The organism is Bacteroides sp. 41_26, assembly GCF_949740115.1.
GTDB lineage: Bacteria > Bacteroidota > Bacteroidia > Bacteroidales > Bacteroidaceae > Bacteroides > Bacteroides nordii.
The window spans coordinates 1-12573 of record NZ_CATJGZ010000140.1 but is presented as its reverse complement, the minus strand read 5'-3'; the positions used below and the strand labels follow the sequence as shown (position 1 = coordinate 12573).

Annotated in this window: 9 protein-coding genes; all 9 read right to left on the bottom strand. The window is 46.3% G+C overall.

Annotated features, from left to right (window positions below; genetic code table 11):
- Positions 1–110: 110 nt before the first annotated feature.
- The 9 genes from QX565_RS20280 to QX565_RS20240 all read right to left on the bottom strand — a co-directional run bounded on the left by QX565_RS20280 (position 111) and on the right by QX565_RS20240 (position 12462).
- A complete protein-coding gene (locus QX565_RS20280; protein ID WP_289294162.1) occupies positions 111–2171 on the bottom strand; it encodes a GDSL-type esterase/lipase family protein in 2061 nt (686 codons plus the stop codon).
- The gene (locus QX565_RS20275; protein WP_221649046.1) at positions 2168–2833 is read right to left on the bottom strand and encodes an SGNH/GDSL hydrolase family protein; all 666 of its coding nucleotides are present in this window, start codon (positions 2831–2833) and stop codon (positions 2168–2170) included. The genes QX565_RS20280 and QX565_RS20275 overlap by 4 nt, the downstream gene beginning before the upstream one ends.
- Positions 2834–2853: 20 nt before the next feature.
- Positions 2854–4017 (bottom strand): cyclically-permuted mutarotase family protein, encoded by a 1164-nt coding sequence (locus QX565_RS20270; RefSeq protein ID WP_289294160.1) that lies wholly within the window; start codon positions 4015–4017, stop codon positions 2854–2856.
- A 193-nt stretch (positions 4018–4210) separates the two neighbouring features.
- Entirely contained in the window at positions 4211–4966 is a 756-nt protein-coding gene (locus tag QX565_RS20265) for a creatininase family protein (RefSeq protein ID WP_221649048.1), read from the bottom strand.
- A 37-nt stretch (positions 4967–5003) separates the two neighbouring features.
- Positions 5004–7016 (bottom strand): family 20 glycosylhydrolase, encoded by a 2013-nt coding sequence (locus QX565_RS20260; protein ID WP_289294158.1) that lies wholly within the window; start codon positions 7014–7016, stop codon positions 5004–5006.
- Complete coding sequence (locus QX565_RS20255; protein WP_221649050.1) at positions 7013–8647, bottom strand: sialidase family protein; 1635 nt, start codon at positions 8645–8647, stop codon at positions 7013–7015. Before QX565_RS20255 ends, QX565_RS20260 begins: the two co-directional genes overlap by 4 nt.
- 99 nt (positions 8648–8746) lie before the next feature.
- Positions 8747–9982 carry an MFS transporter gene (locus QX565_RS20250; RefSeq protein ID WP_289294155.1) on the bottom strand — a complete coding sequence of 412 codons (1236 nt, stop codon included), beginning with the start codon at positions 9980–9982 and terminating at the stop codon, positions 8747–8749.
- A gap of 373 nt (positions 9983–10355) precedes the next feature.
- On the bottom strand, positions 10356–11534 hold the full coding sequence (locus QX565_RS20245) for an AGE family epimerase/isomerase (protein ID WP_289294154.1): 1179 nt from the start codon (positions 11532–11534) through the stop codon (positions 10356–10358).
- A 10-nt stretch (positions 11535–11544) separates the two neighbouring features.
- Positions 11545–12462: a dihydrodipicolinate synthase family protein gene (locus QX565_RS20240; protein WP_289294153.1), complete on the bottom strand. Its 918-nt coding sequence runs from the start codon at positions 12460–12462 to the stop codon at positions 11545–11547.
- Positions 12463–12573: the final 111 nt, after the last annotated feature.

Sequence of the window (12573 nt, the reverse complement as noted above, 5' to 3'; positions counted from 1 at the left end):
ATACAGGCAACGCCTTGCCTGCATGCAGTAAAGGCGTGGACTACATGCAGGCAAGGCGTTGCCTGTAAAAGGGCATTCGGAGATGTTATACAGCAGGTATTTCCTCTCTCTTAATAAGATCGGAAAGTAGAAGCCGGCAACCCCTGAGCATTCACCAGATTGGCACGGGTGAAAGGTTGCCAGCCATAACGCACATAACGGGGATGCTTCACCTGATCGCTATATACTTTTATCTGGTCGCCAACGATCTCGGCTTTGGCCGGATAGAAGAGCCCTTCGGTTTCTGCCACTTCAAAAGTCCGCAACGCTTTGCCATCCGAAGAAGACATTCCATCGGCAAAATCAAACGAAACATAAGCAGCCCCTTTGCGGAACTCTGCACTGCGGAACAAGGGTCCGGAAGGTACAACCGCTTTCATGCCATACGTACGGTTCAATGCCTGACGCGCCAGACGCTCGCCCACCGGTTTCTTATTCTTAGGATGTACATCCAGCGAATCACCCTGATCGCTCGAAACAGCTATGCCCGTATAAGGTATCTCCTTCAGCAACCTGCGCTGGCTATCGCGAAACCACGGCCACGAAGGACGGTCCATGGAAGAGAGCTGTACGTAGTAAAACGGAAGTTCCGGATTTTCCCAATTCTTGCGCCAGCTATCTACAAGCAGATGGAATAGCTTCTCGTGCGTCTCGTAATCGGGAGCATTGGATTCTCCCTGATACCAGATCACTCCTTTCACCGGAAACTTATCCAACGGGAGGATGCCGGACTCATACAGATAACATGGTTCATAGGGGTGGCGCTGAAACTTATTCGTCGATTTCTTAACATTCAATGTAGCGCGTGCGCGTATCCAGTTTTGCGGATCATTCTTCGTCCAATTGCGAAACATGACAGGAAGGTGAAACTCCAATGCATGCCTGCTCACCCATGCTTCTGTGGGCGAACCACCAATCGCATTGCAAATCAAACCAACGGGTACATGCAGGCTATCCTGCAACATCTTCCCGAAATAGTATGCCACAGCAGAAAAATCAGCAGCACTGACCGACGTACAAACCGTCCATTGGCTATCTTTATAATACTGCAAATGGTTCAGAGAATCGAGTACGGACACCTCCCACTCTACAGGATTGGTACGCCAACGGGCTTTCATATCCAGCAAACGAATGTTATTATTGCCACTTTGAGGAATATCCATCCGGGCCGTAGAGGCTTCTTTCAGCATAAACTCCATATTGGACTGCCCCGAACAAAGCCATACTTCTCCTACCAACACGTTGGAAAAGTGTAACCGGGTCTTTCCGGCAGAGACAGTAAGTGTATGAGGGCCTCCTGCCTGCATGGGTTTCAGACGCACGCACCACTGTCCGTCCGATCCGGTTTTAGCCCGTTGCTTTTGTCCGGCAATGCTTATCGTTACTTCTTCTCCGGCATTGGCAGTACCCCGCACTTCCAACGGACAATCACGCTGTAACACCATGTTATCACTGTATACCTGCGGCAGACGAAGGCCACCATAATCACCGGTGATGGCCGAGCAAACCGTTTGTGCCAGAATCCCTGCTCCTTCGGCAGTGGGATGTACCGCATCCGGAAGCATAAAGGGATAAGGATAAAGGGGAGTATGAAAGTCTATCAGTTGTGCCCCGGCAAGCTCGGCCACCCTTTCAATGGCATGTTGTATCTGTTCGTGCCAGTCGCGCGTGCCCGACTCAAAACGGGAGTGGCGGTTGGTTATGGGAGTCATTCGCGCCACCAGGATACGCACCTTCGGATTGACTACACGGAAAGAGTCGATCAGCGCCAGATAGTCTCTGACGAAATAATCACGATAATTGGGCCAGTCGCGCGGATCGGTATCATTGATGCCCAGATGAATCACAACAACATCTCCCGCGAAGGTCAATGCCCGCTGAAATTCCTTCTGTCCGATATAGGGACGATGCCCTTTATTCAGCAGTGTGGCCCCTGATTTACCAAAATTTCCTACCACATACCCCTCTCCCAACATCCGTTGCAGTTGGGCAGGATACGCATCCCGTTCCCGGTTTTCAATCCCGGCCCCATACGTAATGCTGTTTCCCACACAAGCCACCCTTACCGGCGTTTGCGCTACAGCAACCAGGCTACAAAGAACCAGCAAATAACTCAGTACTATCTTTCTCATTTTCCGTTAACATAAGGTTTAACAATCTCCACCCATTTCAGATAACCTTTACCCAACAGGTGTAATCCGTCATTCGTATCATCCATATTCATTTTCCCCGTTGCCGGATCGACAAAATGAGCGTAAAGGTCGATATACGTAAGCCCCCTCTCCGTAGCCAGCCGGAGTATCCCTTTGTTGATCTTCTCTACTTCTTCCCAACGGGAAGTGTGGCCCTTAAACAGTCCATAATGATCGGTCACCGGGAGTACACTTTGCAGATATAACTTCGTTCGGGGCGAATCTGCCTTTATTTTAGAGGCAATCATGCCGATGCGCTGTACAATGGTGTCTGCCGGAGTGCCCCGACTTACATCATTAATGCCGATCAGCAAAAAGATCTTCGCAGGTTTCCCTTTCAGAACCGCATCCAGGCGATCATACACTCCCATGCAGACATCACCGCTGATCCCTCTGTTCTTGACATGCTTATTGCCAAGCAACTCGGCCCACTCCGCTCCGTTTGTGATACTGTTTCCCAGAAAAATAATATCCTTCGAGGTGACGGGTAACTCTTCAAACAAAGTAGCCCGCTGATAATAAAACGTTGAGTACTTCCGCTCCTGGGCATTGCCTGCAACAGATACAAGCAATAGCACAATAAAAATCCACTTGTTCTTCATAAATTATTCCTTCTTAATGTTCATTCAATTACGATCTTGCAAATTTGTGCTGTACGAATGCCGGGCTTTGTCTCACCACCTATAACGAAGACTTCTTGTTGCCTTCCTGCCAAAGCAGCACCGGCACGTGCCAGACCGGAAGATTGTCCCCATTCATCCCAGCCGTTCCGGTGGATATCATATACCATCAAGCGGTTGTTAAAGCGATACCAGCTTACGGGTTGCGTCAGATAATTTTCTTTAGTAACCCGGCTATAACTTCCGCTGATTGCATCCAGAAAAATCTCTTTGTTCACTCCGCCTACACAAAGAATAAGACTGTCCGAGCAGGCTATGGAGGCCCCTCCCGTCAAAGTAAGAAGTTCGCCTGTGGCCGGGACCACAGGTGCCGATACGGGTTCCCATGTTTTCGATGCCGGAAGATACCGATAGCCATCCGTAGCAACCGTGGCCTCCTGATTCTCTCCTAAGGAAGGTGAAAAGCCTCCCCAAATGTAGAGCGCATCCTCCTGAGCAGTACAAACCGGTTGCACACGTGGAGCTCCGGGCAAGGCTGGCTCTTCCTTCCAGCCCTCAGCAGGATTCTCCATACTCAAAGAGAACAGAGAAGCAGAGGGAACACCTGCTTTGTTACCCCCGAACACATAAAGAACATTCCCAAGAACAGCGCCTGCCATATTATCTAAAGCAAAAGGTAACGCGGGCAATGTGTCAAGAATAGCAGCGTCACCTGTGGCATTCAATGACAAAGAGTAGGTGGCAGAAAGCCTGCCTGCGGAATGATTGCCACCTACAAAGATCAGTTTATGAGGCAGTGAAAGCGTTACTCCATAGGCAGCCTCAACGGGGAGTTCACCTATTTGGGTCCATGTCAATGTAGAGTCGTTGGCAGGCAGGCCCCTATATATGCCTTTATAAAAACGTTTTTCACCTCCCTCGGAAGCAGGTATACCAGGGAAATTACAACCGCCTGCAATGATTAGTTCGTCGTTTATAAAACCGGCATAGCATGCCGACACTCCCAGAGAGTATCCGGGCTCATAATCCGGAAAACCGGAGATATGCTCTATACGTATGGCACAAGAGGCGGCCTTCTGCCCGGAAGAGGAGGTACATGCCGGGAGCAGACCGCCCGTGATTACAGTGGCGATCAGTGACAGGACTATGAGAGAGGACTTTTTCATAATATATAGATCATGGAAGATTTTACCACAGAGTAACACTGAATTAAATCTTTATTGAAACGCAGATAAACGCAAATTTTCGCAAAGGGAAACAAATAGATGATAAGGAACTACAGGCTTTTAATCTACATTAATCCGCGTTAATCCGCGTTTCAATAAAGATTTAAAACTCTGTGCTACTCTGTGGTGAAACTCAGTATATATCTCCTTTCGCCAATTCCCCCAACAACTGCGCATACTTTTCTACCACAGCCCCGGCGTATCTTTTACCTTTTTCTGCCGTAGCCAGCCGGGGATCTCCGATGCCTGTATCCTCAGATACTTTCTGCCAGTTTCGCGGAATCCATGCAACCTTTTCTTGCAGTGAACTTATGGCAAATGGTTTGTATTTACCCTCACCGGCTTCTTCCAGATTAACTAACTCCGGGTGATAATGCATCATCACAGAAGTTTCCACCTCGTCGGCATGGTCGCCTGGCCGATCGAAGTACTCCTTTGCCGGAAGCACCGCAAACCACTCGCTGCAAGCTATCAGGAAGTCCGGGTAATCAACAGATAAGTCGCGAATCATATTCTTGAAATTATTCCCGCCATGTCCATTGATAATCACCATTTTGCGAATGCCCTGTGTATGGAGTGAAGCCACGATATCCGTAAGGATTGCCCTCTGAGTCTCATACCGGGCATGTATACAGAAGGGTAACTCGCGCTGTCCCGGATTTTGTGACCCCATAGTTACAGGAGGCATCACCATACAGCGCACACCATACAACTCTTTACTGCGCTCTGCCGCATCAACGGCAATGGCGTGTGCCAAGATACAATCTGTCAAATAAGGCAGATGCAGATTGTGCGGTTCGGTAGCTCCCCAGGGAAGCAGTACCAAATCATAAACTAACTCTCTCGTTTTTCCGTAGCATGATACGGACAAGTCAATTTCTTTATTCATCGTCATCCTTTTTTATCTGAATTCAATAGATACAAAATCATTTTAGTTTCTTCTCCGGCGAGTAAATCAACCCGTCTACTGCATGTTCGCCATCAAGCGTGACAAAAACAGTTGTAAACATCCACTTCACCAGACGAACCTGAGGAGTCGTAAATTTCCCTACCGGAAGTTTCAGCAGCACCTTATTCCACCCCTTATTCAAGTGTACCTTCAAAGGAGGGCGGGCTGTAAAGTTTTCATTACCCAAAGGCGTTTCATTATCCGGCTTTGTGTGGGTAGCCGTCCACACAGGAGGAAGTATTTCACTATCGTTCAGCCAGATGCGGCTCCCTTTATAATCCCACTTTCCGGCTGGAGGAGGTAAGTCTTTCTCCGAACGTCCGTAGTTCTGAAACTCCGCCCACAGCCCCACATCCTGTGCTTTGGGCGAATATACCCATGTATAGGCATATGCCGTATGGTTTTCTGCCGGCTCTTTATAGAAAGAGGGGACCAGCGTACCCCATACATGACGCAGATAGATACCCGCACCGATAGCCTGCCGCACATTATACGCTTTGCCATCATATATATACTGATCTTTGAGTCCGGCTTCGGGTGGAAATGCCTGTTCCGGATTTCCTCCATTGGGAAAAGCATCCGTAATGTTCCACTTCACATTTGTCTGCTTCACATAAGCAAAGGGATATCCTTTGAAATGATGCTCTTTGTGCCACAACATTCTTTCTTCAAAATCAGCAAAACTCTTAAACTCCTCCGAGTCTTCACCCGGAAGAACCGTACCGTTCCGGTTAAAATATTCGGAGCCTCCCCCTCTCCACGAACGCCCGGCAAAAGCCAGCATGTTAGGATAAAAGGCATTCTCCCTGATCACATTCTCCTCGGGCACTACTACCCTATCCTGCCACACTGCCATGATAGCCCCGGCTATATCCTCACTACCCTGAGGCTGATTGTAAATGCGACTGTTATACAAAGCTATTATATCGGCAAATACGTCAAAATGATTCAGGTAGTGGAACCTTGAATCAATGGCAGGAATACCTTCCTGCGCCTTTCCGCGGTAGCTCCAGAGGTGGGTCATATCTATTTCTCCCGGTTTGTAGTGCCAGCCCGGATTCCAGGAAATCACTTTCTTGCCTTTTGCCCGGATATAGGCTACCATCTCCGGCGCAAATTGCGGATTGGTAAAGGCTACCTCATCCGTGCCGATATGCAGGTAAGGTACCTCAAAAACCTCACAGACCTCATCCATCAGCAGTTTAAGAATTTTCATTCCCGCTTCGCTCTGCATATCGTGCCGAAAGGCCCGTACAAAGGCGGCACTATGCCCCGGCATATCAAACTCCGGTATCAGCAATACCTGACGCTGTTTACAGTACCGAACCAACTCTTTAGCTTCTTCCTGCGTATAAAACTTGCCCGGCATACGCGTCACATTACAACTGTCGTTCAATACCGGAAAGAGCTTACTCTCAAGCCTCCATGCCTGGTTCTCTGTCAGATGCCAGTGAAACACATTAATTTTATAACGAGAAAGCATGTCGATCTCCCGCTTCAATTCGTCCATAGAAATATAGCCTCTGCCTACATCCTGCATGAATCCCCGTACCCGGAAAGCAGGCCAGTCTACAATCTCACATCCCCGAACAAAGGTCTTTCCTCTCCGGTGCTGCAACAATTGGTTCAATGTTTGTAATCCCCAATAAGCTCCTTGTTCGGTGATAGCCTCAACCCTGATATTGTTTCTATGTACCGTCAGGCGATATGCTTCATTTTCATTCAAGGGTATCCCCTCCAGTTTCTCAACCAACCGGATTTCAATTACAGAAGAGGCGCGCTCATCGGCAGTCCCTCCCGCTTCGGTCACCCATGCTTCCAGTTGCGGAACAAGTACGGAAGAGACGAGCCTCACCCGTTTCATATCAAACTGCTCACCGCTCAGTTTCACTTGCTGCGGCTCTGGCAGGAAATGAATCTCACCTGCCCGGACTGTAGGAAATGTACAAAGCAACAGGAGAAATGCAACGCTATATACAATGTGCCTCATTTCACTATATCTTTTATTTTAATCTGTTGAAATGTCATATGCGCCACACTGCTCTCATACAAAATGCCAATCGTTTCATTGTCCACCAACGTAAGACAGGAATATCCCCAACCATCGGCCTCGTCTATCAACAACTGATGTTCAGGCAACCAGGTCACGCCTCCATCCAGACTGGCTTTTATAGTGATATGGTTTCTTCCCTTCGTTGTATCAGGATTGGAGAAGAACAAAAGATCTCTGCCAAGCACATTGTCCTTTGCCTCTACTTTTATCAGACTTGCCATACACACCGGCTCACGCAAAGCACTCCGCGAAGAAATATGTTCTGTCCACGTTTCGCCTAAATCCCTGGTTATAGATACTGCACGACTTCCACCCCGGTTATCGCGCATGTTCAGCATCAATACACCAGGCTCTACTTCCGCCACTTGTGCCTCGGTGGTATTGGTACGGGCATAGTTATGTATTTTCCAGGTTTGTCCCCGGTCCTTACTGTACATAATACCGGCGTTGGGTATACGTGTGGCATCAATAAACTGAATAGGAAACACCAGCGTACCGTCTTGCATGGTGATACCACGCCCCGGTCCTTGCAGCAGGAAATACCAGGAAGGATCTTTCACCTGCTCCGTGATGTTGATCGGAGCCGACCACGTCTTTCCATCGTCAGTACTCTTTGTCATCATCAATTGCGCCGTATGATTCATATCCATTCCCGGATGCGAACTCACCCACGCCCGCTGATTGCCCATGCCGTGCGTCCATGCAGCAACAATCCATATTGTATTGGTCTTTGTATCTACCAGAATAGACGGATCTCCTACCCCATTCTGTGCAGCAGGCAGTCCTCCATACTCTCCAAATGCCAGTGGCAAACGCATTTTCTCCCATGTCTTTCCACCATCCGTACTCCGGCTTAAACCTACATCGACGCGCTCCTGCAAATCAACACTGCTATTATAGCGCACGTCATACACTCCCAACAGCGTACCTTTGTTGGTAGTCACCAATCCCGGAATACGGAATGCGGCCGACTGATCATCTCCGGCATGACGCACGCCTACCCCCATGCGGTGTTCTGTTTCTTTCGGAGATACAATATCTATAAGTGCTTGTTTACCATCCACTGTCACAGAGGCGATACTCGCCGTAACCTTAGCGGCCAGCGGAGTGGAAGGCTTCATTTGCAAGCTGACCCAGAAATAATTGACACCTGGAAACAGATCTTGGCTGCCCTTCAATGTAACTTCGGCGTTAGGATTACTCACTTCGGCTTTTTTGATTGAATAAGACGGATTGGCAGCCAGCGTATTTCCCACAGCATGGCTGGAAATGTATTCAACTGGTGCAAAACGGTTCTTATGCTTATTCTGCAACGCCTCTGTACCGCTATAATAAAGTTTCACCGATTGAATATCTGAAAGCCTTGTTCCTTTGTCTAATTTCAAAACCACATTATTTAGTTTTTTGCTCTCTTGTGCATTCAGGCGCAGATAGAACAGAACGTTGTCTTGTCTTTCGATCAAGACAGGGATACGCGCTTCCTTAACGAATATAGTATCTGCTGCATAAAGCACAGGTGTGGTACATAAAAAGCAGAAAAGGAGAAACAGAAGAGGGGTCTTTTTCATGGTAATGATTAAAATTGTATGAATATTATTGAGGACAAAGATACTATTTTTCATTTTACAGGATAGGAGGATAATTAAGTTATTTAGCATAGATAAAGTCTATTCCATATTATCAGTTTTAGGCCGCAAAAAATAGAGTTGCAACGCCAATGCTATCAGAACAACAACGCTAAGCCATGCAAAGCCCAATCCCAGATTGCCACCATCGGTCCAGCGTCCCAACAAACTGGTAACCGCTGCTCCGGCAAATACACCAGTCATATTCATTATACCATAAGCCGTGGCTCTATATTTAGTTGACACAAACTGGCACAGGATAGGCATGTTGTTCGCATCGAAAATGCCATAGCCCACACCAAACAACAAACCCGCTCCCACGATGCCTGCTGTATTGTGGCCAAATCCCAACAACATCAGCGCCGGAATTGTAAGTCCCAATCCGATAGCACCGGTATAAACTCTACCACGGATATTCTTCAACACCCATCTATCCGAAAGAACACCTCCAAGCAATACACCGACGAAAGAAGACAAAGCAATCGTTATAGTTGACATTGGCCCCGCTTCGGCCATCGGAATATTCAAATTTTCGGCAAACAGCGTAGGCAGCCAGTTCTTTGTAGCCCATCCCGGAAGGCTCGGTGCGGCAAAATAGAACAATATTACCCAAAATGCAATGTTACTGAACAACAAAGAAAGGCCTTTGAATACAGATGATTTCTGCTTCGGCTCCTCTCTGCGTAAACGTTCAATCTCAATATGCTCTTTATTCTCATGTAAGAACAACACCAGAATCAAAGCATAGATAATACCGATAATACCAAACCAATGGAAAGCAGTATGCCAGGAGTATGCCGCTGCTACCGTAGCACCGAAGCCACCGATAGCCTGCCCTGTGTAAAGCCCCGTCATGTGTATACCTACTGCCAATGACCGGGATTTATCCTGATGCCAGTCGGCAATCAGTGAAAGCCCGGCGGGAATATAAAGTGCTTCACTAACTCCCATCAAAGCGCGCAACCAATATACCTGACTGAACGTTTCGGCATATCCCATGCCAAAAGTGACAGCAGACCATACGAAAAGACTCCCTACAATTAACCACTTTCTATTCAGCCTGTCGGCAATCATACCGGCTACCGGGCTCATAAATCCGTATATCCAAAGAAACACAGCCATCAAACGGCCGAAATTAGTAGCTGATTGTAGCTCTGCAATATCCAGTTGCATGGCGTCTTTCATCGTCGAGAGCATCTGACGATCCATGTAATTGAGTAATGCCACTCCCCAAAGAAGAGCTACCACAATCCATGGATAAATTCTTGAGTTTTTCATAATATGCAGTTCTTTTTATTTATTATTGCGTACTTCCTGCTACGGTTTATACTTGTCTCTAAAACAAGTATCTCTCTCATCACCCGCAAATATAAGAATATACTTTCTCTTTCAAACCTCACTATTCAGTGAGGTTATCTATTGATAGTCAACACATTCAGAAGTACTATTCTTTATATTATAAAAGTACGTATTTAATGGAGTGTTAAATGTACACTTTTGCTATACAAGAGTGTACACTTTCATACTACAAAAGTACGTACTTTTACAAAGGAAGAATCCGATCTTTAACATCTACGTTAATAATGTTAATAGACAATGCCATTAAAAACCGTAAACAATTCGTATGGCAAAATATATATATATTGTTGTTTTAAGGTAGTAATTCCTGGCAAAGTACATAGCCCTTCGTTAACATCCGGGGGATGTGGAAAGGACCTTTGAAAATGTTACCTTTTGCCGGTTGTGAGACTGTTCCGTTGCGATGAAGATATCCATACCATTCGCCAAAATCACTATCAGGAAAATGAGCGTATGTCCAATCACTGATTTGCTGATGCATAGCAAGATATTTTTCATCTTTTGTTGCCTGGTAAGCGTAGAGTGTAGCGATAATAGCTTCCGTCTGCGGCCACCAGAATTTCATATCATGTGCATAATCCTGTGGGGGCAGGTTACGACAATCTCGGAAGTTGATAATACCACCGTGTTCTTTATCCCATCCCCACTCCCAAGACCAGTCGAGAATGGTAAGAGCCATGTCTGTAAGCTGTTTATCCCAGTTACGGAACTTGGCTTCTTCAAGGATAAACCAGGAGGTTTCAATACAATGGCCCGGGTTGATGATACGTCCATTTATGGTATCAATAAATTCACCATTAGCACCCACTGTCTCCAGTAATGCTTTAAACTCCGGATGCATAAAGTCCTTTTTCAGCAAAGCAATAGAGTCATCAATTTGCTGGTCGAGTATGGGATCGGCTATGGCAGCCCGAATGCGCGAAGCTGTATTTATAAGGATCATGACAATCGAATGCCCCTTTGTATGCACCGTTTCACAGTATTTTGGCTCCAAAATGCCGGGAGTCTGGAGAAAGCGCTGAATGTCTTTAAATAAGTTTAAAGCCTTTTCTGCATAAGCCCTTTCGCCCGAAGCAATCGCATACTCCGCCATCGCAATGGCTGCAAAGGTTTCGGAGAATACATAACGGCGTTTACGAATAGGCTCTCCGGATGCTGTAACTTCAAAAAACATACGCCCATCCGAATCAAAACAGTGATGTTCTATGAAATCAAGTGTGCTCTTTGCCGCAGCCAGCCAGTCGGGGTTCTGCTCAATATGATTGTATGCATAACTGCATGTAAAAGCAAAACGCCCCTGAAACCAAACGGATTTGGTAGTGTCTATCAGCGAACCGTCACGATTTAAACAAGTATATATACCTCCATTCTGGCGGTCCAGACCATGCTTCAACCAAAAAGGCATAATATTATCCAGCATGTCAGCCTTGTACGAGGCCGACCATGTCTGTAGGTATTCGGTTACATTCATAAAAATAGATTTAAAATTTATTGCAACGCTCAAAGAAGTGAATGGCCTCTAACTCAGCTTTCAAACGTGCTTCTTCTTCATCGGTCATATTCTGGAACGGAGTACGGTTCTTGCCAAGATCCAGACCTATCAATTTCATTATTCTTTTACCACCAACAATATTGCCCCGATAGTGACAAATCACATTGATAACCTCCTGAGAGAAGTTCTGAAGTTCGCGTGCTTTCTCCAAATCACCTGCATTCCATGCGTCGATAATACCAACCAGGTTGCAACCATTGTAATTGGTAGTACCACCAATTCCTCCCTGAGCACCTCCCATAGCCAGACAAGGAAGAATCGTTTCATCCTGTCCATGCAACATATCAAATTTGCCGTTCTTGTAAAGACGACATTGGTTGTACTCATACAAACTTTCATACGTATACTTAATACCTGCAAAGTTGGGGATACGTCCGTCTACCGCTTCAAGGAAAGCTACCATAGACAGAAAGGCGCCGTTAAAAGCAGGAATATGATAAAAGTAGAAAGGCAGATTGGGTGCACCACAAGCAATCTCTTCACAATATTTCACCAACTCTTCTACGCGACCTACCTTAGGAAAAGGAGGAGCCATTGCACCAATTCCCCATGCACCTATCTTTTGTGCATGTTCTGCCAGACGCCGGCTCGACTTCACACAAGTACTGCCCACATGAACAATCACTTTGAAACCTTCGGGAGCTACTTCGATCCAACGTTCGGCCAGCTTCATGCGCTCTTCTTCTGTCAACATATAGCCTTCGCCGGAAGAACCGTTGATAAAAACACCTTTCAAACCATTCTTCGCTAACATGACGGCATAGGCTGCAATCGGCTCATAATTTACTTCCCCATCCTCATAAAAAGGAGTAAAAGGGGCATCAATCAATCCAATAATCTTTTCCATAAGTATACAGTTTTCATATATCAAACAATTTATTTAAACATTCATGTTGCAAATATAAAAACTTCTTAATTAACAGCAAGTATATTTCTAAATTATTTTATTATTATACCT